This window comes from Intrasporangium sp. (assembly GCF_035280925.1).
Classification (GTDB): domain Bacteria; phylum Actinomycetota; class Actinomycetes; order Actinomycetales; family Dermatophilaceae; genus Intrasporangium.
Genome location: NZ_DATEEY010000063.1, coordinates 1 through 22,129, shown reverse-complemented (window position 1 = coordinate 22,129; position 22,129 = coordinate 1). Strand labels below are relative to the sequence as shown.

Below are 22,129 nucleotides of genomic sequence, written 5' to 3'. Positions count from 1 at the left end.
CGGACGTGCCGGTGGAGTGTGCAGTTGATGCCCACTCGGTCGTCACTCCGTGAGCAGGTGACACCAGGAGGCGGTCAGCTCGGCCAGGCAGATGCGCCGGTCCGTGAGCCAGCCGACGGCGAAGTAGCGCCGCGCCAAGTACTCGAACTGGCCGAAGGCGAGCACGCAGCGGATCCGCCGGTTGACGGGCTCGAAGCGTCCGGCCTGGGTCAGGCCATCAGTCATCTGCCTGACCACGTCCTCGTACCACTGCTCGGTCTGCCGTGCGACGTCCGGCTCGTCGGACGCCTGGTAGCTCACCGTGAGGTAGGGCTTGATGGTGTCCCACTGGTCGAGCTTCGAGTCCAACCAGGTTCCGATCAGCCTTGCGTCGCCGGATCGGACGACCTCGGTCAGCGAGGGGTCATCCACCGACGTGAGGATCTCGTCGGCCCGCTTCAGCAGCTCGCTGACCAGCTCCGCCTTGGAGGAGAAGTGCAGGTAGAACGTCGTGCGCGTCGTGCCGGCGGCCGTGGCGATGTCGTCGATGGTGGTCGCGGGATACCCCTTGCGTTCGAGCACTTCCAGCCCGCTGTCCAGCAGGAGCTCGTGGGTCATCCGTTTCTGGACCTCGCGCAACGTCGCCATGACGCCAATCTCAGCGTGTACAAATAATGTCCTAGGTGTTCAGTGAATCATCATCGCGGCCACTGACGTGATCCCAGTTCGCCGTGAGTGACCGGCACGTGCACCAGGCCGCCGGTGATGATGACGTCACCTGGTACCAGTTCGAGATCGAGACTGTGAAGGAGCACGGCGGTCCAGCGAAGGAGACCGACGAAGTCTCGTTCGATCGGCGCGGCGTCGATCAAGCCGCCGTTGACGTAGATGCTGGCCGCACCACAAGGGGTGGCAGGCTCTGCGGGCCCCAGCGCCAGGCCGTTGTGGAACACGTTCTCCTCGACGATGAGTGCTGCGTCCTCGCCTCTCGGTCGGGCGATGTCGCAGATCTCCAAGGCAGTTCGGAAGCCCGCGATGGCCGACCAGATAGACCTGTCGCGATCGCTCCGCTTGATGGGTGCCCCTAGCTCCACGGCGACCTCGACCTCGGCCCTGGGCTCCTCCATCGCGTCCTCGATGACGCCGCCGTCCGGGTGGAGCGAATCTGAAGTGAGATAGCCGATGACCACCTGGCCGCCAATGCGCTCTCGGCGACCGTCTCCGATCTTCCACCCGACATGCGCGGCGCCCGAATCCAGCAGCGCCCTCCTGCGAATCTGCTGCCTCTGTAGAGCCTGGACGAGCCGGGGATCGATCGTTGAATCCACCGGCTCAGGGTCCTCTTCTCTGCGCCCCCGCACAATGCAACCTGGGCGCTACCCCAGTCACGAGAGCTTTCGGGTGGCCTGAGCAGAAGGAGTGGCCCCCGACCGCACGATCGAGGGCCGCTGCCGGACGGCGTCGGTGGTCGGTCACCCGTGGGTGGCGGCCAACCTGTTGACCGACTCTCGGGTCACCGGAACGGGGCTGAACATCGGGGGCAGCTCCTCGGGCGTCAGCGCCGTCGGGCCGTAGAGCCAGTCCACGAAGCCATAGTCCAGCGTGCTGCGCTCGCGGAGGATCTCGTTGCGGATCTTCCGCTTCTCGCCGTCGAGGTGCCAGAGCTCGCCCCATTTGCGGCTGGTCTCGAGCACGCGAGCCGTGTGCCTCGTGCGGACGTCGCTGTAGGCGCGTAGGACCGGGTCCCAGCCGATGGTCGCGCCCGTGGCACCCGCCCGGAGCTCCTTCTCCGCGTGGGAGCCGAGCACCCAGGCGTCCTCGATCGCCATGATCGCGCCCTGGGCGATGTACTGGAGCGGGGCGTGTGCCGAGTCGCCCAGGAGGATGACGCGGCCGGCGACCCAGTCCGGCAGCGGCTCGCGGTCGAACATCCGCCACCAGCGGTCGCGCCACATGAGCGGCAACCCCGCCTGAATGTTCTCGTGCATGCCCTCGAAGGCAGCGTCCAGCTCGTCCGGAGTGCCCCAGTCCTCCTCGCCCGCGACGGCCTTGGGCGACTGGAAGACGGCGACCTGGTTGAACATCTCGCCCTGGCGCAGTGGGTACTGCACGAAGTGGCAGCCGGGGCCGATGTAGACGACGACGGCGTCGGTCATCACGTTCAGCTCGGCCACGGCCTCGATCGGCACGGCACCCCGGTAGGCGACGTAGGTGGAGCTCACCGGAGCGTCGTCACGGAGCATCGGGCGGGCCACCGAACGGATTCCGTCGGCGGCCACGACGAGGCGCGCCTCCTGGCGGCCACCCTCGGTGATGACGGCAGCGCCGTCCTCGACGTTCTCGTATGCGGTCACCGTCGTGCTGGTGACGAGGTCGACACCGGACCGCTGGCAGGCGCGCAACAGCGTGCCGTGGAGGTCGCTGCGGTGGATGACCATGTACGGGTATCCGTACCGGTCGTGGAGGTCGCGCAGGTCCAGGCGGGTCAGCTCCCTGCCGTCCAGGGCGTCCTTCATGACCATGTGGTCGGGCAGCACGCCGAGGCTGATCACCTCGTCGAGGAGGCCGAGCTGGTCGAGGATGCGCGTGCAGTTCGGGGCGATCTGCAGGCCGGCGCCGACCTCACCGAACTCCGCCGCCTGCTCCAGCACCCGAACGGTGAGGCCGAGCTGGGTGAGGCGCAGGGCTGCGGCCAGTCCACCGATACCGCCGCCGACGACGATGACGTCCTTGTCTCGATGTGTCATGGGGTGTTCCTGTTCGTGCGTCGCCGGCTCACAGCCAGCGGGGGAGGGTGGGTGACGGTGCGCCGTCCGCGGTCGCGAGAGCCGAGCCGTCGCTGCGTCCGGCCAGATAGGCCGCGAGCTGGGCGAGCGCACCGCTCACCTGCGGCGCGTCTGGACCCGGTTGTGCGACGGGCCACGTCCCGGGGCCGTCCGCCTCGCGGACCATGAGCGGCGGGTGGTCGGCCGTGCCCGACCGCTTGACTGTGATGTCGTCGAGCAGGTCGCGGAGGAACCCCTCGGGCAGGTCGGCGAACGTGGTCCCGCTGCCGAGGTCGACGGCGTGGACCATGACCTCTCGGGCGCGCAGCCATGGCACCTCGGTGGCAGCCACGGTCCGACCCTGGGCGGTGCGCACCGGGTGAGACCACTGCTCGGGTGACAGGGCGTCCAGGTCGGCCCGCAGGGCCGCGGCCGACGCGGCGTACCAGTCGCGCAGGTCACCAACCGGTCGGGTCGAGCCGGCCTCGATGTCTCGGTCGCGTTGCCCGGGAGAGGCGTACATCGGCGTCTCGGTGCCGGTGCGCGCCCAGGTCGCGAGGTTGCGCAGCGCGTCCGCGTTGGCCGCGACATGGGCGAGCAGGTGCCGTCCCGTCCAGCCGTCCAGCTCGGTGGCGTCGTTGAGCAGCTCGTCGTCGGCCGCCGCGAGGGCGGCGTCGAAGATGACCGTGCCCTCCTCCATCCAGATCCGCGAGCGGTCCAGCGACGGCGCCATCAGGCGGCCGCCTCCGACGCGCCGTCGGCGACCACGAGGTTGTCGCACCGGCCGAGGCCGTCGATCTCGGTGCCGACCCGCTGGCCCGGCTGGAGGTAGACGGCGGGCTTGCGGGCGTGGCCGACTCCGCCCGGCGTGCCGCTGGCGATGATGTCGCCGGGGCGCAGGGTGATCATCGTCGAGAGGTAGGCGACGAGCGCGACCGGGTCGAACAGGAGGTCGCCCGTGTTGTCCTCCTGCCTGACCTCGCCGTCGACGAGGGTGCGGATCGCCAGAGCCGGACGCGACCCTCCGACCTCGTCGGGGGTGACGAGCCAGGGGCCGAGCGGCGTCGTGGCCTCCCAGTTCTTGCCCTGCAGCCACTCGCGAGTGCGGAACTGCCAGTCCCGGCAGGTGATGTCGTTGAGGACGGCGAACCCAGCGATCGCGGCCGCGGCGGTCGTCTCGTCGGCGCGCCGGACGGTGCTGCCGATGACGATGGCGAGCTCGCACTCCCAGTCGAGCTCCTCCGTCTCCACCGGGCGGCGGATGTCGTCGCTGGCGCCGATCAGGGTGTCGGCGAACTTGGCGAAGACGGTCGGGTACTCCGGCAGGTCGCGGCCCATCTCGAGGATGTGGTTGCGGTAGTTCAGGCCGATGCAGAGGATCTTGCCGGGCTGGGGGACGAGGGGGGCGTACTCGACCTCCTCCAACGCCACGGTCTCGCCCGCGGCGGATGCGCGCGCCGTGAGGTCGCCGGCTGACAACAGCGCTCCGACGTCGGGGGCCTCGAGCAGCACCGCCTGTCCGGCCGCCTCGTCGATCCGGGCCGCACGAGTGCCGTCGGCGGTGCGCAGGGTGGCCAGCTTCATCGGGTGGTCTCCATCCGGTAGAGGTTGAGCTTCTCGAAGATCGGGGTGTCCGAGAAACGGAAGAGGTCGAGCGCGCCGGAGTCCGAGTCGGAGGCGCTGGCCTCGGACCTGACCGACAGCGGCTGCCACGACGGCACGACGAACAGGTCGCCGCGCTGCACGCTCCAGGAGTGCTCGCCGACGGTCACGCGTCCGGTGCCGTCGAACACCTGGTAGACCGAGGAGCCGACCTCGCGCACCGGTGCGGTCTCGGTGCCGCTGACGATGCGGTGGAACTCGGTGCGGATCGTGGGCAGCACGTCCTTGGCGTTCGTCGGGTTGGTGAAGCGGATGGCCGCGTGGCCCGGCTCGAGGGTGCCGGCGAAGCCCTCGGCCTCCAGCTCCAGCTGGTCGGTGAGCGCGGCGTCGGTGGCGGCCCACGGGTAGCGCAGCAGCGGGCTGCCCAGGCTCTCGTCCAGCATCGACACCGGGCGCATTCCAGGGTGGCCCCAGAGCCGCTCTGACCTGGAGCGCTCGGGTGTGGCGTGCTCGGCCTCGCTGATCTCATCGCGGCCGAACTCGAAGAACTGACTCTCCGTGACGTACTGGAAAGGGATGTCAAGGCCGTCGATCCAGGCCATCGGCGTGCTTGCCCCGTTGTGGTGGGCGTGCCAGTTCCAGCCCGCCTGCGGCAGGAAGTCCCCCCGCGTCATCGGGATCGGGTCCTCGCCGACGACCGTCCACACTCCCTCACCCTCGACGACGAAGCGGAAGGCGTTCTGGGTGTGCCGGTGCTCCGGGGCGTCCTCGCCCGGCATGAGGTACTGGATCGCCGCCCACAGCGTCGGGGTGGCGTAGGGCTTCCCCTCGAGGGAGGGGTTCGCGAGCGCGATGGCGCGCCGCTCACCGCCGCGGCCGACGGGAACGAGGTGTCCGGCCTGGTCGGCGAGGTCGAGCAGGGTGTCCCATCGCCACAGGTGCGCGGTTGCCTTCGACTGGGGATGCGCAGGCATGAGGTCACCGATCTCGGTCCACAGCGGCACCAGCAGCTCCTTCTCGAAACCGCGGTAGAGCACGTCGAGCTCGGGGCTCGGGATGGGCTGGTCGGGGGCGTCGCTCGCCGTGATCCGGACCGGCGACACCGGGCGCGCGCTGTCCGAGTTCACCGAGTTCACCGGGTTCACCGAGTTCACCAGCTCGTCCGTCATGGGCTCTCTCCTTGTCATGGTGCCGTCCGAGCAGGAAACCAGTCTTTCCACATAGGCGACTAGGATGTTCTGCTATGAGGAAGAAGCCGCCCTATCCGCTCGCCAGCGTGGACAACGCCCTGGTGCTCGCGACGGTGCTGCGGACCGAGGGCTCCCTCACCGTGACGGAGGCAGCGAGCCGGCTCGGCGTCGCCCCGTCGACGGCACATCGGCTCCTCGCGATGCTGGTCTACCGCGACTTCGCCGTCCGCGACTCGTCCCGGCGCTACCGTCCCGGCCCGGCCTTCGCGCTCGAGGCTCACCGGGGACTGGGCACCGGCCTGCTTCGCGAGGTGGCCGCGCCGCACCTCGAGGGGCTGGCGCGCCGGACCGGGGAGTCGGTCAACATGGTGGTGCTCGTCGGCGCGTTCGTGCACTTCATCGCCTCGTGGGAGAGCACCAAGCCGCTGCGGGTCGGCAGCCGTGAGGGCATGACGTTCCTGGCCCACCTGACCTCCGGCGGCCTCGTGCTGCTCTCCCAGCTGTCCGATGACGTCGTCGCCGATCTCTACTCGGACGCGCGCTGGTCCGGCCGCCCGGAGCAGCGTCCCGACGTGGTCGAGCTGCAGCGCGAGCTGGCCCGGGTCCGCCGGATCGGTGCTGCGGTGCAGCGCAACCGCAGCGAGGCCGGCGTCTCGGCCGTCGGGGTCCCGGTCGAGGTGCCGGGGGTGACGCCGAGCGCGGTCACCATCGCGATGCCGACCCTTCGCTACGACCCCACCGAGCTGCAGAGCTGGTTGCGTGAGCTGCGGGTCACCGTGGCCGACGTGCGGGAAGCGCTCGCGCGGGAGGTCGCGGCGATGCGGCTCGCGGACGCCCCCGCTCCGGAAGCCGCGCGACAGCCGGCGATGGATGGGTAAGAGCACGAGTACCCCGGACCGGAGGAGGACGCCGTGACCGAGTTCGACCACACACCCACCGACCCACCGACCGCCGACCCCACCAAGGAGCCGACCACGGCCGGTGGTGACCCCTCCGCCAACGACGTGCCCCACGAGCCCGACGAGGGGGACCTCCGGCGGGGCGACGCCGACGGCAGCACCGGCGGGAAGCCCGCCCTCGAGGAGTCGCTCGATGACGCAGGTGACATCGCGGGCGTGCAGACCCACGGCGAGGAGGACTCCTCGGTCAGCTGACGACGTCCCGATCAGGGCCGGTTCCCGGGCACACGCAGCCCCCGGGAGCCGGCCCGCTGTCGTGCGCACGACGACCCGGACCCCTGCCCGCGCGACCCGGCCCCCGCGCGCCGTCACGTCCCGACGGAAGCCGGCTCAGCGGCGTACGGCATGGGTCTGACGGTCCTGACGGGCCGTTTGTGCGCTCAGGGCGAACACGGCGTGGTCCGGGAAATCGCACCCCACCCGCGGGCGTTAGGGTCAGTGACGAGCCAGCCGACCGGGCATACTCCGGCCGGCCAGGTACAACTTCGACGATGGAGACTTGGGTGACTTCGGACATCTCCGCCAACGGCAGCAACGGCCTGGGCGGTCTCGACGACCACATCTACAACCGCCTGCTCAAGGAACGGATCATCTTCCTCGGCTCGGACGTGCGCGACGAGAACGCGAACGCCATCTGCGCGCAGCTGCTGCTGCTCTCGGCGGAGGACCCGGACAAGGACATCTGGCTCTACATCAACAGCCCCGGTGGCTCGATCTCGGCCGGCATGGCCATCTACGACACGATGAACTGGATCCCCAACGACGTCGCCACCGTCGCGATGGGCATGGCCGCCTCGATGGGCCAGTTCCTGCTCTCCGCCGGGACGCAGGGCAAGCGCTACGCCACCCCGCACGCCCGCGTCATGATGCACCAGCCGTCGGGCGGCATCGGTGGCACGGCGACGGACATCAAGATCCAGGCCGAGCAGATGCTCTACATCAAGAACCAGATGGCCCGGCTCATCGCCGAGCACACCGGCCAGACGATCGAGCAGATCACCAAGGACTCCGACCGCGACCGCTGGTTCAGCGCCGAGGAGGCCAAGGAGTACGGCTTCGTCGACCACGTGTTCACCAGCTCCGGCCAGGCCACCGAGGGCGAGAGCATCGGCCAGGCGGACGCGAAGACCGACGGCACGAGCGAGAAGTGAGAGACCCGATGATGATCAACCCGACGAACCGCCTGGCCGTCCCGGCCCCCCAGAGCCGCTACATCCTGCCGCAGTTCGAGGAGCGCACCTCCTACGGCATGAAGCGGTCGGACCCCTACAACAAGCTCTTCGAGGACCGCATCATCTTCCTCGGCGTCCAGGTCGACGACGCGTCGGCCGACGACATCATCGCGCAGCTGCTGGTGCTGGAGTCTCTCGACCCGGACCGCGACATCCTCATGTACATCAACAGCCCCGGTGGCTCGTTCACGGCGATGACCGCCATCTACGACACGATGCAGTTCGTCCGGCCGGACATCCAGACCTTCTGCATCGGGCAGGCGGCGTCGGCGGCGGCGGTGCTCCTCGGCGCGGGTGCGGAGGGCAAGCGGTTCGCGCTGCCGAACTCCCGGATCCTGATCCACCAGCCCGCGTTGCAGGGCGGCGACTACGGCCAGGCGTCCGACATCGAGATCCAGGCCAACGAGGTGCTGCGCATGCGCACGTGGCTCGAGGACACCCTGGCCAAGCACACCGGCCGCACGTCCGAGACAGTCCGTGAGGACATCGAGCGCGACAAGATCCTCTCCGCGGAGGACGCCCGGCAGTACGGCCTCATCGACGAGGTGCTCGCCTCGCGCAAGGCCTCGCTCGAGGTGTGAGCCTCAGTCCACGAGCACGAGTCCGTATGCCGCTCAGCCCGGTGCCGCATGGAAGGTGACCTTGCGCTGGGGCTGGGCGGCATACGGCTAGGTTGGGGTGCATGGCGAGCACTGAGTTCGAGTCGGCCGTGGCATCGGTCAAGGAGCTGACCGAGGACCCCGGCAACGACGTCAAGCTGAAGCTGTACGCGCTCTACAAGCAGGTGACCGAGGGCGACGTGTCGGGCAAGCGTCCCGGCTTCACCGACTTCGTCGGGCGGGCCAAGTACGACGCGTGGGCCAAGCTGTCGGGGACGCCCGCCGAGGACGCCGAGAGCCAGTACATCGCGATCGTCCAGGACCTCACCGCCCCCTGATCCAGCCCGCCGCACCGCGCCGGTCTCATGCCGAGCGGTGCGCTGCGCCCGGGGATCGTGCTGCTCGTGGTCGGCGCGGTCAACGTCGGGAAGCGAGCGTGCGTGCGGCAGTGGCTCAGCGGCATACGGGCTGATGGGTCCTGACACGTGCAGGAGTGACACGTGCGTGGTTTGTCAGCCGACAGCGGACAAAGGCGGGTTGCACGCGCGAGGGTGGGTCGCTCCGTCGTCTAATAGGAGGCGACCCCTTAGATTGGGGTCGTTGTCGACGTCAGGAGCAAATCGGTGGCACGCATCGGAGAAGGCGGAGACCTGCTCAAGTGCTCTTTCTGCGGGAAGAGCCAGAAGCAGGTCAAGAAGCTCATCGCGGGCCCCGGTGTCTACATCTGCGACGAGTGCATCGACCTGTGCAACGAGATCATCGAGGAGGAGCTCGCCGAGTCGAGTGAGCTCGGGCTCGACCACCTGCCGAAGCCGCGGGAGATCTTCGAGTTCCTCGAGCACTACGTCGTCGGCCAGGACAATGCCAAGAAGTCCCTGGCCGTCGCGGTCTACAACCACTACAAGCGGATCCAGGCGGGGGAGGGCCCCAAGCGCGACGAGGACCACGTCGACATCGCCAAGTCCAACATCCTGCTCATCGGGCCGACCGGCTCGGGCAAGACCTACCTGGCCCAGACCCTCGCCAAGATGCTCAACGTCCCGTTCGCGATCGCCGACGCGACGGCGCTGACCGAGGCCGGCTACGTCGGCGAGGACGTCGAGAACATCCTGCTCAAGCTCATCCAGGCCGCCGACTACGACGTCAAGAAGGCCGAGACGGGGATCATCTACATCGACGAGGTCGACAAGATCGCCCGCAAGTCGGAGAACCCGTCCATCACGCGCGACGTCTCGGGCGAGGGCGTCCAGCAGGCACTCCTGAAGATCCTCGAGGGGACCACCGCGTCGGTGCCACCCCAGGGCGGGCGCAAGCACCCGCACCAGGAGTTCATCCAGATCGACACGACGAACGTGCTCTTCATCGTCGGCGGCGCCTTCGCCGGCCTGGAGAAGATCATCGAGAGCCGCTCGGGGCGCAAGGGCCTCGGCTTCGGCCAGCCGCTGCACACCGCCAAGGACCTCGGCGACAGCTTCGCCGACGTCATGCCCGAGGACCTGCTCAAGTTCGGCCTCATCCCCGAGTTCATCGGTCGGCTGCCCGTCCTCACCACCTTGGCGCCCCTCGACCAGCAGGCGCTCGTCAACATCCTCACGCAGCCGCGGAACGCGCTCGTCAAGCAGTACGAGAAGATGTTCGAGATCGACGGCGTCGAGCTCGAGTTCACCGACGACGCGCTCGAGTCCGTCGCCGACCAGGCCCTGCTGCGCGGCACCGGTGCGCGCGGGCTGCGCGCGATCATGGAGGAGGTCCTCCTCCCGGTCATGTTCGACGTGCCGAGCGACGACGGCATCGCCCGCGTCGTCGTGAGCCGCGAGGTCGTCCTCGACAACGTCAACCCGACCATCGTGCGGCGTGAGGCGGAGCCGCGGCCCAAGCGACAGCGCAAGGAGTCCGCCTGACCTCAGGGCGGCAACACCAGAGGGGGAGCGATGATCGCGCCCTTCCGCCTCCAGGCAGGCGACCGGGTGCCCGTCCAACAGTCGACGACGACCTGCGGGTCGGCGTCGCTCACGGTCGCCCGCATGCTCATCGACCCCGCGTTCGCTCGGTGGATCCGCCTCGGTGTGGACAAGGACGCCAAGGACGACGACGTTCCGGACGCGCAGACGGTCGAGGAGCGCTTCGCCGCCCACGAGCAGGTCGTCGCGCGACGGACCAACGCGCTGGTCGGCGCGGGCGGCCGCATCCAGCTCCCGTGGCCGCGGGCGCTCGGGACCCCGCCCTGGGGCGCCATCGGCGAGCTCGAGTACGGAGCGGCGGTGGCGTGGGCCGACTACGACATCGAGTGGTTCCGGTTCGTCCGGAGCAGCACCCTCGAGGAGTCCTACGCCTCCCTCCAGCGGCGCGTGCGCGACGGCCGGCCCGCCCTGCTCTACATCGGCAACGCCTGGCTGCCCCGCCACGTCGTGCTCGTCATGCCGGCGACCCGTGGTCAGCAGCTCGACGTCTACGAGCCGTCCATCGGGCGGGTCGTCGACCTGCCGAAGGACGGGTTCGTCGGGCGCCGCCTCCGGATGGCTGGCTGGGACGTGCCGTGGGGCGCCGTCTGGGACGACGCCCCACCGTGATGCACGCTGCAGAGCGACCTCAGCCGACGTGGACCGGCTCGGCCCCGTCGTGGGCCAGCTCGCGGTGCCGGACATGGAGGAACGCGACCGTGACCACCGCACCGACGGCGAACATGACGGCCGCGACGAGGTAGGCGCGACTGGCGCCGAAGGTCCACGCCGCCGCCTCGATCGCCGCCTTGGCCGCGGCCACCTGCTCCGCGGTCGGCGACGGCCCTCCAGCCGCGGGCGCCACCCGGGATGACAGCTCTGCGACCTTGTCCTGCAGGTTGTTGACGAACACTGTGCTGAGGGCCGCGAGGCCGATCGTCCCGCCGACCTGCTGCATCGTGTTGAGGACCGCCGAGGCGACGGACCAGTCCTCGTGAGCGACGCCGTGCACGGCGGTCAGGGTGAGCGGCACGAAGACGAGACCCATCCCGAGCGCCAGGGTGACGATCCAGGGGAGGAGGTCAGCGGCATACGTGCTCTGTGGGTCGAGGCCCGAGAATCCCCACATGCCGACGGCCGCCAGCGTGGCTCCGGCGCCGGCCGTCCACCGCGGGCCATGCGGGACATCAGGGCGGACGCCACCTGTGCGGAGATGACGATGCCGACCGAGAAGGGCAGGAAGGCCAGGCCCGCTCGGAGCGACGAGTAGCCCAGGGTGTTCTGGACGTAGATCCCGAGGAAGTAGAACATCGCGAAGAGGGCCGCGCCGACGATCAGCATGACGAAGTACGACGTGGCGCGAGTGCGGTCAGCCGTGATCCGCAGCGGGACCAGTGGGTGCGTCGTGCGGCGCTCGATGACGACGAACGCGGCGAGCAGCACCGCCCCGACCGCGAGGTAGGCGATCGTCGCTGCGTCGCTCCACGACGTCGTCGCCGCGTGGGTCAGGCGTAGACCAGGGCCGAAAGGCCGGCGATCGACGTGACGGCTCCGGGCACGTCGAGCGAGCCCCGGCCGTCCTCGGACTCGGTCAGCACGCGGGGCGCGAGCCAGGCGACGAGCACCCCGATCGGGAGGTTGATGTAGAAGTTCCACCGCCAGTCGAGCTCGGTCAGCGCGCCGCCGAGGATGAGCCCGACGGCAGCTCCTGCGCCGGACATCGCGGCGAAGACGCCCATGGCCCGATTCCGCTCCCGCCCGGCGGGGAAGGTGGTCGTGATCAGGGCGAGGGCGTTCGGGGCGGCGAGCGCTCCGGCCAGGCCCTGCAGCCCGCGTGGCCGTGACATCATCGTCTCGTTCTGCGCCAGACCGCCGCCCAACGAGGCGATGGCGTTTTACTTGGGGACAAGCCGTGGGGGCTCTCAGCTGCCCTGGATGGGTGGCTCACTGCGCATCAGGAAGATGCCGATCGCGAGACCACCCAAACCGATGACGTATGCCGCTGGGCCGGGTTCCAGCCCGTCGCCCGCAAGCGTGTCGGCCAGGAGGGCAACCGCTGGCGCGGCGACCGCGGCGACCAACACCCAGCGAAGCCACCGGCGCAGCGTCCGAGCCGGGAACTCACCGGTGGGCGGGGTCGTCGCGGACAAGGCGGCGGTCGAGTGACCGAAGAGGAGCGCGAGGGCTGCCGGAACCGACCAGGCCGAGAAGCTCCCCGACGGCGTGAGGACGAACCAGCCCACCAACATCAGGCCCCAGAAGGCGAGCGGCGCGCCCGACCCGGCGTACGTGATCGTCACGAGAGGGACGAGGACGAGCGACCACCAGATGGGGTCAAAGCCGCCCGATGCCTGCCACAGGGACTGGAGGAAGACCGCGGCACAGGCCACACCGAGCACCGCGAGGCCGAGCTGCGGCAGGGACCACCGGCGGCCGCGGCCGAAGCTGACCGTCCGCCGGGTCCGGCTCACGGACTCGGCATCACCCGACGCGTGTCCGGCGCTCGGCATCGGTTCGGTCGTCATCGTCTCCGCCCCATCCGCGGGGCCGAGGCCCGCCGTGCGATGTCGCGCAGGACGTGGTCCAGCGATCCGGGCCCGTGCCACGGCACGACGGGGACGCCGCGCGTGATGAGCGAGTGGACCTGGGCCTGCCGGGAAAGAAGGCGAATGCGCCAGGCAAGCGCCTCGTAGATGCTGCCGGGGTTGTCGGCCAGATGCTCGGGGAACGTGTCGACGACGACCGTCGTCATGCCCCGGGCGGCCAGCGTGTGGGCCAACCCCACCATGGCCTGGTCGACGAGCGGGGTCAGGACGAGGCACAGCGCATTGGCGTCGACGCCTCGAACGGCCCGCTCGCCGTCGTCCCGGCGTTCGCTCGCGGGCGAGATCGAGGCCAGCGTCTCGAGGACTCGCCGCAGGTGCTTGGCGCCGGAACCGGCGCCGAGACGAGGGACATGGGCCGCCCCGACCGTCCGCAGCGTGAGGCGATCGCCGCTGCTGAGGAAGTGCTCGCTGATGGCGCCCGCTGCGCGCACGGTGAGGTCGAGACTCGTGGGTCGACCATCGATCCCCTCACGTGGCCCGAGATCGCTGAAGGCGTCGACGAGCAGCACGACGTGGGCATCCTCGTCGGCGTAGGTCGAGGTGACGTGCAGCTCCCCGGTCCGCAGCGACACCGGCCAGTGGATCCGCCGCAGGCGGTCGCCGGGGTGGAACTGGCGGATCGTGTTGAACTCGCTGCCGGAGCCGGACCGGGCCGAGCGGTTGAGGCCGATGAGGCCGCGCGGGTGCGGGGTTGGGGCGCTGGCGTCGAACGCAGCCGGGACCGGCAGCGTCGCCGTGGCCAGGTCCGGCACGTCGGTGGGGCCGACCCGGTAGGCGCCCCAGTCGGTCGACAGCGACACACTGACGGTGCCGACCTCGCGCCGCCCCCATCGGGTGGTGCGCAGGGCGAGGGAGCCCACGCCGTCCACGATGGGGGCCACGCCGCTGCGCGGCTTGCGCTCGACCCATCGTGACGAGGCGAGGGTCACGACCCCGTCGGCGCTCGGCGCCTGGTCCACGCGGACGACGATCGAGGCGACCTCGCCCTCACGTAGGGTCCCGCTGCTGAGCGTGACCACGGCGACCGCCTCCTCTCGAGGGCGGGAGAGCTGACCCCAGATCGCAGCGACCACAAGGGGGGCGGCGATGACGAGCAGGTCGGGACGGCTGCCCACGACGGCGGCCAGCGCCGCCCCGGCGGACAGGGTCACGGCCCGCACGTGCGCCGCCGACGCGGTCCACTCGCCGAGTGGGCGAGCGGACGTCGTCCTTGGCAGCAGGATCGGCACGTCAGGCCTCGAGAGCGCCCGTGGTGCCCGACATGCTCGCCGCGCCTCGCTGCTGTCGCTGGGTTGGCGGCGGAGTCGGCACGGACCGGAGGAGCCGGGTCACGACGTTGCTTCCGCTGACGTCGCTCATCCACAGCTCGGGCTTGACCGTGACGCGATGGGAGAGGACCGGCCCGGCGACCGCCTTGACATCCTCGGGAGTCACGTAGTCCCGTCCGTCAATGATCGCGTAGGCGCGCGAGCAGAGCAGCAGTCCGAGCGCCCCACGCGGCGAGGCTCCCATGAGGACGTCTCTGTGGGTCCGGGTCGCAGCCGTCAGCGCGACGCAGTAACGGCCGACGGACTCGTCGACGACGACTCGCTCCACCGCCGCCTGCATGGCGAGCAGCTCACTGGGGGTCACGACGGCGTCCAGGGTCTGCTCCTCCTGCTGGCGCGCCATCCGTTTGGCGAGGATCTCCCACTCCTCGTCGACGGACGGATACCCGAAGGACACCCGCATGAGGAAGCGGTCGAGCTGTGCCTCCGGGAGCGGGTACGTGCCTTCGTACTCGACCGGGTTGGCGGTGGCGAGCACGTGGAACGGGCGCGGGAGTGGGAAGGTCCGGCCCTCGACCGTCACCTGCTTCTCCTGCATGGCCTCGAGGAGCGCAGCCTGGGTCTTGGGCGGGGTGCGGTTGATCTCGTCCGCAAGCAGCAGCCCGGCGAAGATCGGGCCTTGCCGGAACTCGAAGTCGCCGGTCCGCTGGTCGAAGACGAACGAGCCAGTGATGTCACCGGGCAGCAGGTCAGGCGTGAACTGGGCGCGCTTGAAGGTCAGGCCGAGGGTCTGCGCGAAGCTCCGGGCGGCCAGCGTCTTGCCCAGCCCAGGGAAGTCCTCCATGAGGACATGACCCCCGGCCAGCACGCCGGCCAGGACGAGGCGCAGCGGCTCCCGCTTGCCGACGATGGCGCGTTCGACCTCGGTGAGCACGGCATTGCTGAGGTCGCTGACGCGGCCGATGTCGAGGTCGCCGGCGTCCGGGTCACTGAGGTTGGTCATCGTCACCACTGCTCGATTCGTCGAAGGATCTGGTCAAGTCGGTCCGGGCGGTACAGGTCCGGTGGTGGGAGGGTCACGAGGAAGTCCCACAGCTCCCGGGGCATGACACCCTCGGCCCACCTGGGCTCCTCCTCGATGACGATGCCGTGCTTGGCGAAGAGACGTTCGCGGATGATCTCGCTCAACCGCGTGTGCAGGTGGTGCACCAGTTCCGCGCGGCCCTCCGGGCGTGCGTTGGCGCCCTCGAGCCGCGTGGCGAGCCCCATCACGTGGTAGTCGTTGCCCCGGTTGCCAGCACTGAGCTCGGTATCGGTCAGCGGCCAGACGACCAGCTGCTGACTGGCGATGTGGTCGACGGCGAACCAGATGAGCGCACCAGTGGTGACGAGGACGACTGCGAGCCTCGGGACGTCGGGGCGCAGCCCAATCAGCCCGGTGAACAGCGCGATGACCGCCCAGACGATGACGATCGCCACGACGCGCCGGCGCCAGGGACGCAGGGCGGCGACCACCGACCGTGTGAACCTGGGCTGGCTGCTCATCGCGGGTGCCCTTCCGCGTGGGCCGGGTCAGGGTGCCCCGCGACCTCGTCGGCGCCGATCCGCTCACGTCCGAGGTCGCTCCGGATCGTGGCCAGCGCCATGATGGCGCGCCGTCGATGTGCCTCGGTCAGTGGGTGGGTGGAGAAGCGGGCCTCCCGGTAGAGGGCGGCCAGCTCGGCGAGGGCGCGAGGGTCCACATCCCAGACCCGCAGTACCCGGGTGACGTACTCGGTCGAGGTCTCCGCCGGATGACGGGGGAGACCGGCTGCCCCCGCGGCGCCTTCGAGGCTGACCCAGGCAGCGACGATGGCGTTGCGTGGCGCCCCGCGCTCGAGGGCCTCGAGGCCGTGATCCGCGCCTTCGAGGACGGCCGGGGGCACGTCCGAACTGGCGAAGCCGGCCTCCCCCTCACCGGTGACTCGAGGTGTGACCCGGCGGAGCAGGTCGCGCATCGCGAGCGCGAAGAGGAGAAGCACAGCGACGACGACGAGGACGACCAGGAGCTGGACCAGCACAGCGAACAGGCCATCGGGGTCCCAGCCCGAGACGCCCTCCGGGGCTGTGGACTCCTGGGGCACCGGGCTGATCTCCACCTCGGTCGTCGGTGGGGGCTCGGAGCCGACCGTCGTCCGAGGGCGGCTCATGAGGTCGGGTGACTGTCCCGAGGCAGCGACGACGAGCGCGGCCATGACGACGGCGGCACCAGTCGCGACGCCGGCGACCCCAATCGCCCCCCTGCGAGCCATGCCGTCAATCGTAGTGATCGTCACCGACGATCCTGTACGGCCCCGATCGAGGGGTCAGGCCGGCGATCTGTCGGTGTGCGACGACTTCTGGTCGACCGGGATCAGCTCGGCCTCGCGGACCTCGATGCCGTCGCCGTCACCGTAGGACAGGTCGCCGATCCGGCCGGTGGCCCTCAGGTCTCCCTCCGCGGCGCGGACGCGGGCGAGCTGCTCGGCTGGGCCGACCAGCGTCATGGTCCGCACCTCGGCGCGCATCCCGAGCTTGGCCTCGGACTTGACCTTCCGGACGCCCGCCAGTGCCTCGCCGACCGACGCCAGGACCGCGGCGTCGCCACCGGTCGGCAGCTCGTCCGGGGTCGGCCAGGACTGGCGGTGCACCGAGCCGGACCCGAACCATGACCAGACCTCCTCCGTCGCATACGGGATGAACGGCGCGAGGAGGCGAAGGAGGGTCTCGAGCGCGATCCGCAGCGCCGCCCGGGCGCTCGCGGCCTCCGCCTCGCCTCGACCGCCGTAGGCGCGGTCCTTGACGAGCTCGAGGTAGTCGTCGCAGAAGGTCCAGAAGAAGGACTCGGTGACCTCGAGCGAGCGGGTGTAGTCCCACGACTCGAAGCCGTGGGTCGCCTTCTCGACGACGTCGCCGAGTGCGGCAAGCATCGACAGGTCGAGGGGATTCGTGACCGCGGCACGCAGGTCACCGGACACGTCACCGAAGCCCAGTGCGAACTTCGACGCGTTGAGCACCTTGATGGCGAGGCGGCGGCCGACCTTCATCTGGCCGGTGTCGTACGCGGCATCCGTGCCGAGGCGACCCGACGCCGCCCAGTACCGCACCGCGTCGGAGCTGTGCGCCTTGACGACGTCCTCGGGCGTCTCGGCGTTGCCCTTGGACTTGCTCATCTTCTTGCGGTCCGGGTCGAGGATCCAGCCGCTGATGGCCGCATTGCGCCACGGGACGGTGCCGTGCTCGAAGTGCGCCCGTGTCACCGTCGAGAACAGCCAGGTCCGGATGATGTCGTGGGCCTGCGGGCGCATGTCCATGGGGAAGATCGCCTCGAACAGCTTGGGGTCCGACCCCAGGCCCTCGCCCCCGCGCACGGGCCACCCGGCCGCGATCTGCGGCGACAGGGACGACGTCGCCCACGTGTCCATGATGTCGGGGTCCGCGACGAAGCCCCCTGGCCTCCCGCGCTGCGACTCGTCGTAGCCCTCCGGCACGTCGATCTGCGGGTCGACGGGAAGCGCCGACTCGGGCGCGAGGAGCGGGTGGTCGTAGTCCGTCTCACCGTCGGAGGTCAGCGGATACCACACCGGGAACGGCACGCCGAAGAACCTCTGGCGGGAGATGAGCCAGTCGCCGTTGAGGCCCTCGACCCAGTTGCGGTAGCGAGCCCGCATGAACGACGGGTGGAAGTCGATCTCCTCGCCACGCGCCACGAGTGCCGCCCGGAGGTCCTCCTCGCGACCGCCGTTGCGGATGTACCACTGTCTGGAGGTGACGATCTCGAGCGGCTTGTCGCCCTTCTCGTAGAAGTTGGCCTTCCGCTGGGTCTTGACCGGCTCGCCGTCGAGGTCACCCGACTCGCGAAGCGCCTTGACCACCGCCTCACGCGCACTGAACGTGGTCCGGGTAGCCAGCTCAGCGGCATACAGCTGCTCTCCCGGGCCACCCGCGATCCACTCGGGCATCTCTGCCTGCAGGCGACCGTTGCGCGTGATGAGCGAGCGGATGGGCAGCTGCAGCTCACGCCACCACATCACGTCGGTGAGGTCACCGAACGTGCAGCACATGGCGATGCCGGCACCCTTGTCCATCTCGGCGGCCTGATGGGCGAGCACCGGCACCTCGACGCCGAAGAGGGGGGAGCGCACGGTCGAGCCGAAGAGCGGCTGGTAACGCTCGTCGTCCGGGTGCGCGATGAGCGCGACGACGGACGGGATGAGCTCGGGTCGCGTCGTCTCGATGTACACGGGCTGCCCGCCATCCCCATGGAAGGCAACCCGGTGGTAGGCACCCGGGTAGTCGCGCGCTTCGAGCTCCGCCTGCGCGACAGCCGTCTGGAACGTGACGTCCCAGAGGCCGGGCGCCTCGCTCTGGTAGGCCTCGTCGCGCGCGAGGTTGCGCAGGAAGGCCTGCTGCGCCACGGCGCGTGAGCGCTCGTCGATGGTGCGGTAGGAGATGGTCCAGTCGAGCGAGAAGCCGAGTCGTCGCCACAGCGACTCGAAGGTCACCTCGTCCTTGACGGTGAGGATGTCGCACAGCTCGATGAAGTTCTTGCGGCTGATCGGCTGCTGGTCCGCCGGTTTGATCGCCTTGCCCTTGGCGTCGACGCCCTCGCTGAAGGGCGGCTCGTAGTCCTCGACGTACGGCAGCGTCGCGTCGCCGCGCACGCCGTAGTAGTTCTGGACCCGGCGCTCGGTCGGCAGGCCGTTGTCGTCCCATCCGATCGGGTAGAACACCTCGAGCCCCTGCATCCGCTTGTAGCGCGCCATGCAGTCCGTGTGGGTGTAGGAGAAGACGTGGCCGACGTGGAGCGAGCCGGACGCGGTCGGCGGCGGGGTGTCGATGGCGAACACCCGGTCGCGCGGCAGTGAGAGGGCGCGGTCCCGGTCGAAGGCGTAGGTCTGCTCGTCCTCCCATACCTGCATCCACTTCTCCTCGAGGCCGTCGAGCGTCGGGCGCTCGGGGATCCGCGAGGTCGTGCGTGCAGGTGCGTCAGTCATGCGGCAATCCTTCCAGACGTGGGGCAGGGACCTGCACCGCATTCCGTATGCCGCTGGGCTCGCTCCCGGGGATCCCTGCGGCGACCGCCCCCCGCCTGGTGGTCGCGTGTGCAGTTGGTGCCGGCGCGTGCTGCACACTCGACGCGAGAGGCGTATGCCGCTGGGCTCGCTCGCGGGACCGGCTCAGTTCGTCTCGGTGACCCCTTCGTACAGGCCCATCTGGTTCCCCTCGCTGTCCTCGAAGGCTGCGTACCAGCTCGTGTCGGAGATGGGAGCCTTGGCCATCACGACCCGGCCGCCGTTCTCCTCCACCTTCGACAGGGTGTCGTCGATCGAGTCGACCTCGATGTAGCTGCGTGGGTGCGTCAGTCCGTCCTCGCGGGCCGTGAGTCCGCCGCCGCTGACCTGGTTGGGGGCCTGCCACATCGGGTAGCCCTCGTAGCCCGGCACCTCGTCGATGGTCCACCCGATGACGGTCTGGTAGAACCGCCTTGCCCGCTCCAGGTCGTCGACCGGGATGTCGATGTGCGTGATGTCGCCGTGTGCCATGGTTCACACTAGCGCCGCTTGGCAATGTGTGGCTTCGCAGCGATGGCGGCTGCGGACACGGCAGAGTGTGCTCCATGGAACTGGTCTACTCGCCTGTCATCGCGTTTGCCCGGGGCATCTTCGCCATGCAGGGACTGCGGTTCACGATCGTCGGCGACGAGAACGTCCCGACGACCGGGGGGGCCGTCATGGTGGTCAACCACATCGGCTACATGGACTTCACCTACGCCGGGCTCGCGGCGCAGGGGTCGGGGCGGCTGGTCCGGTTCATGGCCAAGGACAGCGTCTTCAAGCACCCGGTCAGCGGCCCGCTGATGCGGGGCATGCACCACATCCCGGTGGACCGGACGGCCGGGGCCGCCTCCTACCGGGCCGCCGTCGACGCACTGCGCGCTGGTGAGATCGTCGGTGTGTTCCCCGAGGCCACGATCAGTCGGTCGTTCGAGCTCAAGGGCTTCAAGAACGGCGCCGCCCGGATGGCGCAGGAGGCCGGCGTCCCGATCCTGCCGGTCGTCATCTGGGGCTCGCAGCGCGTCTGGACCAAGGGCCACCCCAAGCGGCTGGGCCGCACCAACACCCCCATCTCGATCTCCGTGGGGGAGCCGATCCCCGTTCCCGCGGACGCCGACCCCGACCAGGTCACCGCCGAGTACAAGGCCGTCATGCAGCACATGCTCGACGTGCTCCGCTCGACGTACGAGCCACTCACCGGCGCGGACCTCAAGTTCCTCCCCGCAGCAATGGGCGGAACCGCACCGACCCTGGCCGAAGCGACGCGCCTCGACGACGAGGAGTTCGCCGAGCGCCAGCGCAAGGCCGACGAGCGCAGGAACCGCGGCGACTGACTCTCCCTCGAGACGCATTTGGCAGTTGTGTGGAACTTCACCCGTATCGCGACGCGGGCAAGGTTCCACACTCGAACGCCCCGTTCGCCCCCGGATAGCCTGCGCGCATGGCCCCACCCCGTCAGCGCGTCCCCGAGGGCCCAGCTCCCGACCCGGCCGTCCAGAAGCTGCGCGTCCGCTATGCCAAGCGCGGCCGGCTGCGTTTCACGTCGAGTCGTGACTTCCAGCGGGCGCTCGAGCGGGCACTGCGGCGGGCCGACGTGCCGATGGCCTTCTCGGCGGGCTTCCACCCGCACCCGAAGATCAGCTACGCCAACGCCGCGTCGACCGGCACCGCGAGCGAGGCGGAGTATTTCGAGGTGCAGGTGACCGAGCGGGTGGACCCGGAGTCCGTGAGGGCCGCGCTCGACGAGGCGTTGCCGGGCGGGATCGACATCGTCCAGGTCGTCGAGGCCGGCCAGGGAGCGCTCGCGGACCGTCTGCAGGCGAGCGACTGGCTGGTGGAGGTCAGCGGAGTCTCGGTCAACGAGCTGCGCGAGGCGGTCGACCGGCTGCTCGAGCGGGAGACGGTTGAGGTGACCCGCATCACGAAGTCCGGTCCGCGGACCTTCGACGTGCGCCGTGCAATCGTCTCGGCGCGGGTCCAGGGGCCCGGCGAGGCGGCTCGCGACGCCGCGGCGAATCACGAGATCCGGCCCGACTGTGCGATACTGCGGATGGTCGTACGGCACACCACACCTGCCGTCCGCCCCGACGACATTCTGACCGCGCTGCGTGAGATTGCCGACTTGGTGCCGCCGCGTCCACCCTTGGTGACACGGCTGGCCCAGGGACCGCTCGACACCGCAACCGCGAGGGTGACCGACCCGTTGGACCCAGGCCCTGCCTGACCGGCGAACCGGTTGCCGACAAGAGCGCCGACGGCATCAGAACATGGGGCCGCGCCCACGCGCGAACCATTTTCCGGTGTAACAAGACGACTTCCGTCCGCCACCCCTGGCGTGACGACCAGACGACAGACGAACCGTGCTCGTGCGGCGGTGGCGGCTCCGGCCGAGGGTGTGGGTCACCCCGCATCAGACGAGAGGTTGCCTGATGGCACCCAACGAGACCACCCCCACCGACTCGGCCGACGAAGGCACCACCTCTACCGGCGCCGAGTCAAGCACCATGCCGGATGCCGCTGAGCTCGCTCCCGAGGACGCTGCCGTTCCGACGGGGCCTGCTCCGCGCAAGCGCGCCACCCGCCGCACCACGAAGAAGGCAGCAGTCGCCGCCGAAGCGGACGCGAGCGTGGCGGCCCCGACCTCCGACTCGGTGGAGACCGACGAGGAGACGGTTGCCCCGGTGCGCAAGCGTGCGACGCGCAAGGCCGCGGCACCCCGAAAGCGGGCGCCGAAGAAGGCCGCCGTCGACACGAGTGACGCGCTCGAGTCGGTCGTCGTCACCGAGGCCAGCGCCGGCGCGGACCGTGCTGCCACCGTGGCCGCCGTGCCCGAGGCCGAGCCGGACGAGGCCGCCGAGGTGCGCCCGGTGGTTCCGAGCTTCAGCGTGCTGTTCCAGGCCCCGGACGCCGAGGC

Annotated in this window: 25 protein-coding genes and 1 pseudogene; 10 read left to right on the top strand and 16 right to left on the bottom strand. The window is 69.9% G+C overall.

What is annotated here, in order from left to right:
* Positions 1 to 42 precede the first annotated feature (42 nt).
* From VJN29_RS06610 to VJN29_RS06585, 6 genes are all read right to left on the bottom strand, one after another.
* The gene (locus VJN29_RS06610; RefSeq protein WP_324142823.1) at positions 43 to 627 is read right to left on the bottom strand and encodes a TetR/AcrR family transcriptional regulator; all 585 of its coding nucleotides are present in this window, start codon (positions 625 to 627) and stop codon (positions 43 to 45) included.
* A gap of 50 nt (positions 628 to 677) precedes the next feature.
* Entirely contained in the window at positions 678 to 1,307 is a 630-nt protein-coding gene (locus tag VJN29_RS06605; protein WP_324142822.1) for a hypothetical protein, read from the bottom strand.
* A gap of 144 nt (positions 1,308 to 1,451) precedes the next feature.
* A complete protein-coding gene (locus VJN29_RS06600; RefSeq protein ID WP_324142821.1) occupies positions 1,452 to 2,726 on the bottom strand; it encodes an FAD-dependent oxidoreductase in 1,275 nt (424 codons plus the stop codon).
* Positions 2,727 to 2,754: 28 nt separating this feature from the next.
* Positions 2,755 to 3,477, bottom strand: a complete 723-nt coding sequence (locus VJN29_RS06595; protein WP_324142820.1) for a maleylpyruvate isomerase family mycothiol-dependent enzyme — start codon at positions 3,475 to 3,477, stop codon at positions 2,755 to 2,757.
* Positions 3,477 to 4,328, bottom strand: a complete 852-nt coding sequence (locus VJN29_RS06590) for a fumarylacetoacetate hydrolase family protein (RefSeq protein ID WP_324142819.1) — start codon at positions 4,326 to 4,328, stop codon at positions 3,477 to 3,479. Before VJN29_RS06590 ends, VJN29_RS06595 begins: the two co-directional genes overlap by 1 nt.
* The gene (locus tag VJN29_RS06585) at positions 4,325 to 5,515 is read right to left on the bottom strand and encodes a cupin domain-containing protein (RefSeq protein WP_324142818.1); all 1,191 of its coding nucleotides are present in this window, start codon (positions 5,513 to 5,515) and stop codon (positions 4,325 to 4,327) included. The genes VJN29_RS06590 and VJN29_RS06585 overlap by 4 nt, the downstream gene beginning before the upstream one ends.
* A 74-nt stretch (positions 5,516 to 5,589) precedes the next feature.
* Here VJN29_RS06585 and VJN29_RS06580 point away from each other — a divergent pair, with 74 nt between their 5' ends.
* The 7 genes from VJN29_RS06580 (at position 5,590) to VJN29_RS06550 (ending at position 10,896) form a co-directional block, all read left to right on the top strand.
* Positions 5,590 to 6,414, top strand: coding sequence for an IclR family transcriptional regulator (locus VJN29_RS06580; protein WP_324142817.1), 825 nt, complete (start codon positions 5,590 to 5,592; stop codon positions 6,412 to 6,414).
* Positions 6,415 to 6,447: 33 nt separating this feature from the next.
* Positions 6,448 to 6,690 (top strand): hypothetical protein, encoded by a 243-nt coding sequence (locus VJN29_RS06575; protein WP_324142815.1) that lies wholly within the window; start codon positions 6,448 to 6,450, stop codon positions 6,688 to 6,690.
* Positions 6,691 to 6,998: 308 nt separating this feature from the next.
* Complete coding sequence (locus VJN29_RS06570; protein WP_324142813.1) at positions 6,999 to 7,646, top strand: ATP-dependent Clp protease proteolytic subunit; 648 nt, start codon at positions 6,999 to 7,001, stop codon at positions 7,644 to 7,646.
* Positions 7,647 to 7,654: 8 nt separating this feature from the next.
* Positions 7,655 to 8,308: an ATP-dependent Clp protease proteolytic subunit gene (locus tag VJN29_RS06565; RefSeq protein ID WP_324142830.1), complete on the top strand. Its 654-nt coding sequence runs from the start codon at positions 7,655 to 7,657 to the stop codon at positions 8,306 to 8,308.
* Positions 8,309 to 8,409: 101 nt separating this feature from the next.
* Complete coding sequence (locus VJN29_RS06560) at positions 8,410 to 8,664, top strand: acyl-CoA-binding protein (protein WP_324142811.1); 255 nt, start codon at positions 8,410 to 8,412, stop codon at positions 8,662 to 8,664.
* A gap of 285 nt (positions 8,665 to 8,949) precedes the next feature.
* Positions 8,950 to 10,227: an ATP-dependent Clp protease ATP-binding subunit ClpX gene (gene clpX, locus VJN29_RS06555; protein ID WP_324142809.1), complete on the top strand. Its 1,278-nt coding sequence runs from the start codon at positions 8,950 to 8,952 to the stop codon at positions 10,225 to 10,227.
* A gap of 30 nt (positions 10,228 to 10,257) precedes the next feature.
* Positions 10,258 to 10,896: a hypothetical protein gene (locus tag VJN29_RS06550; protein ID WP_324142806.1), complete on the top strand. Its 639-nt coding sequence runs from the start codon at positions 10,258 to 10,260 to the stop codon at positions 10,894 to 10,896.
* A gap of 19 nt (positions 10,897 to 10,915) precedes the next feature.
* Here the strand turns inward: VJN29_RS06550 and VJN29_RS06545 are convergent, their stop codons facing one another.
* The 10 genes from VJN29_RS06545 to VJN29_RS06500 all read right to left on the bottom strand — a co-directional run bounded on the left by VJN29_RS06545 (position 10,916) and on the right by VJN29_RS06500 (position 19,704).
* Positions 10,916 to 11,314, bottom strand: a complete 399-nt coding sequence (locus tag VJN29_RS06545; RefSeq protein WP_324142804.1) for a hypothetical protein — start codon at positions 11,312 to 11,314, stop codon at positions 10,916 to 10,918.
* Positions 11,284 to 11,709, bottom strand: coding sequence for a hypothetical protein (locus tag VJN29_RS06540; RefSeq protein ID WP_324142802.1), 426 nt, complete (start codon positions 11,707 to 11,709; stop codon positions 11,284 to 11,286). The genes VJN29_RS06545 and VJN29_RS06540 overlap by 31 nt, the downstream gene beginning before the upstream one ends.
* Before the next feature lie 62 nt (positions 11,710 to 11,771).
* A complete protein-coding gene (locus VJN29_RS06535) occupies positions 11,772 to 12,116 on the bottom strand; it encodes an MFS transporter (RefSeq protein ID WP_324142800.1) in 345 nt (114 codons plus the stop codon).
* A gap of 72 nt (positions 12,117 to 12,188) precedes the next feature.
* Complete coding sequence (locus VJN29_RS06530) at positions 12,189 to 12,791, bottom strand: hypothetical protein (protein ID WP_324142798.1); 603 nt, start codon at positions 12,789 to 12,791, stop codon at positions 12,189 to 12,191.
* The gene (locus VJN29_RS06525) at positions 12,788 to 14,101 is read right to left on the bottom strand and encodes a DUF58 domain-containing protein (protein WP_324142796.1); all 1,314 of its coding nucleotides are present in this window, start codon (positions 14,099 to 14,101) and stop codon (positions 12,788 to 12,790) included. The genes VJN29_RS06530 and VJN29_RS06525 overlap by 4 nt, the downstream gene beginning before the upstream one ends.
* A gap of 1 nt (position 14,102) precedes the next feature.
* The gene (locus VJN29_RS06520; protein WP_324142794.1) at positions 14,103 to 15,143 is read right to left on the bottom strand and encodes a MoxR family ATPase; all 1,041 of its coding nucleotides are present in this window, start codon (positions 15,141 to 15,143) and stop codon (positions 14,103 to 14,105) included.
* 2 nt (positions 15,144 to 15,145) lie between these two features.
* Complete coding sequence (locus VJN29_RS06515) at positions 15,146 to 15,685, bottom strand: hypothetical protein (protein WP_324142792.1); 540 nt, start codon at positions 15,683 to 15,685, stop codon at positions 15,146 to 15,148.
* Positions 15,682 to 16,431 carry a DUF4129 domain-containing protein gene (locus VJN29_RS06510; RefSeq protein WP_324142789.1) on the bottom strand — a complete coding sequence of 250 codons (750 nt, stop codon included), beginning with the start codon at positions 16,429 to 16,431 and terminating at the stop codon, positions 15,682 to 15,684. Before VJN29_RS06510 ends, VJN29_RS06515 begins: the two co-directional genes overlap by 4 nt.
* A 54-nt stretch (positions 16,432 to 16,485) precedes the next feature.
* Positions 16,486 to 19,155, bottom strand: a complete 2,670-nt coding sequence (gene valS, locus VJN29_RS06505; protein ID WP_324142787.1) for a valine--tRNA ligase — start codon at positions 19,153 to 19,155, stop codon at positions 16,486 to 16,488.
* A 183-nt stretch (positions 19,156 to 19,338) separates the two neighbouring features.
* Entirely contained in the window at positions 19,339 to 19,704 is a 366-nt protein-coding gene (locus VJN29_RS06500; RefSeq protein ID WP_324142784.1) for a VOC family protein, read from the bottom strand.
* A 74-nt stretch (positions 19,705 to 19,778) separates the two neighbouring features.
* Between VJN29_RS06500 and VJN29_RS06495 the strand changes: the two genes are divergently transcribed.
* The 3 genes and pseudogenes from VJN29_RS06495 to VJN29_RS06485 form a co-directional block, all read left to right on the top strand.
* Positions 19,779 to 20,549 carry a lysophospholipid acyltransferase family protein gene (locus VJN29_RS06495; protein ID WP_324142782.1) on the top strand — a complete coding sequence of 257 codons (771 nt, stop codon included), beginning with the start codon at positions 19,779 to 19,781 and terminating at the stop codon, positions 20,547 to 20,549.
* A gap of 107 nt (positions 20,550 to 20,656) precedes the next feature.
* Entirely contained in the window at positions 20,657 to 21,439 is a 783-nt protein-coding gene (locus VJN29_RS06490; RefSeq protein WP_324142780.1) for a TIGR03936 family radical SAM-associated protein, read from the top strand.
* A 205-nt stretch (positions 21,440 to 21,644) separates the two neighbouring features.
* Positions 21,645 to 22,129: pseudogene (locus VJN29_RS06485) on the top strand (ribonuclease E/G); the annotation flags it as partial.

Coding starts and splice junctions, on each gene's coding strand:
- VJN29_RS06610 (WP_324142823.1), bottom strand. CDS start 627: ATGGCGACGTTGCGCGAGGTCCAGAAACGGATGACCCACGAGCTCCTG.
- VJN29_RS06600 (WP_324142821.1), bottom strand. CDS start 2,726: ATGACACATCGAGACAAGGACGTCATCGTCGTCGGCGGCGGTATCGGT.
- VJN29_RS06595 (WP_324142820.1), bottom strand. CDS start 3,477: ATGGCGCCGTCGCTGGACCGCTCGCGGATCTGGATGGAGGAGGGCACG.
- VJN29_RS06590 (WP_324142819.1), bottom strand. CDS start 4,328: ATGAAGCTGGCCACCCTGCGCACCGCCGACGGCACTCGTGCGGCCCGG.
- VJN29_RS06585 (WP_324142818.1), bottom strand. CDS start 5,515: ATGACGGACGAGCTGGTGAACTCGGTGAACCCGGTGAACTCGGTGAAC.
- VJN29_RS06580 (WP_324142817.1), top strand. CDS start 5,590: ATGAGGAAGAAGCCGCCCTATCCGCTCGCCAGCGTGGACAACGCCCTG.
- VJN29_RS06565 (WP_324142830.1), top strand. CDS start 7,655: ATGATGATCAACCCGACGAACCGCCTGGCCGTCCCGGCCCCCCAGAGC.
- VJN29_RS06560 (WP_324142811.1), top strand. CDS start 8,410: ATGGCGAGCACTGAGTTCGAGTCGGCCGTGGCATCGGTCAAGGAGCTG.
- VJN29_RS06550 (WP_324142806.1), top strand. CDS start 10,258: ATGATCGCGCCCTTCCGCCTCCAGGCAGGCGACCGGGTGCCCGTCCAA.
- VJN29_RS06545 (WP_324142804.1), bottom strand. CDS start 11,314: ATGGGTCTCGTCTTCGTGCCGCTCACCCTGACCGCCGTGCACGGCGTC.
- VJN29_RS06535 (WP_324142800.1), bottom strand. CDS start 12,116: ATGATGTCACGGCCACGCGGGCTGCAGGGCCTGGCCGGAGCGCTCGCC.
- VJN29_RS06530 (WP_324142798.1), bottom strand. CDS start 12,791: ATGACGACCGAACCGATGCCGAGCGCCGGACACGCGTCGGGTGATGCC.
- VJN29_RS06520 (WP_324142794.1), bottom strand. CDS start 15,143: ATGACCAACCTCAGTGACCCGGACGCCGGCGACCTCGACATCGGCCGC.
- VJN29_RS06515 (WP_324142792.1), bottom strand. CDS start 15,685: ATGAGCAGCCAGCCCAGGTTCACACGGTCGGTGGTCGCCGCCCTGCGT.
- VJN29_RS06510 (WP_324142789.1), bottom strand. CDS start 16,431: ATGGCTCGCAGGGGGGCGATTGGGGTCGCCGGCGTCGCGACTGGTGCC.
- valS (WP_324142787.1), bottom strand. CDS start 19,155: ATGACTGACGCACCTGCACGCACGACCTCGCGGATCCCCGAGCGCCCG.
- VJN29_RS06500 (WP_324142784.1), bottom strand. CDS start 19,704: ATGGCACACGGCGACATCACGCACATCGACATCCCGGTCGACGACCTG.
- VJN29_RS06495 (WP_324142782.1), top strand. CDS start 19,779: ATGGAACTGGTCTACTCGCCTGTCATCGCGTTTGCCCGGGGCATCTTC.
- VJN29_RS06490 (WP_324142780.1), top strand. CDS start 20,657: ATGGCCCCACCCCGTCAGCGCGTCCCCGAGGGCCCAGCTCCCGACCCG.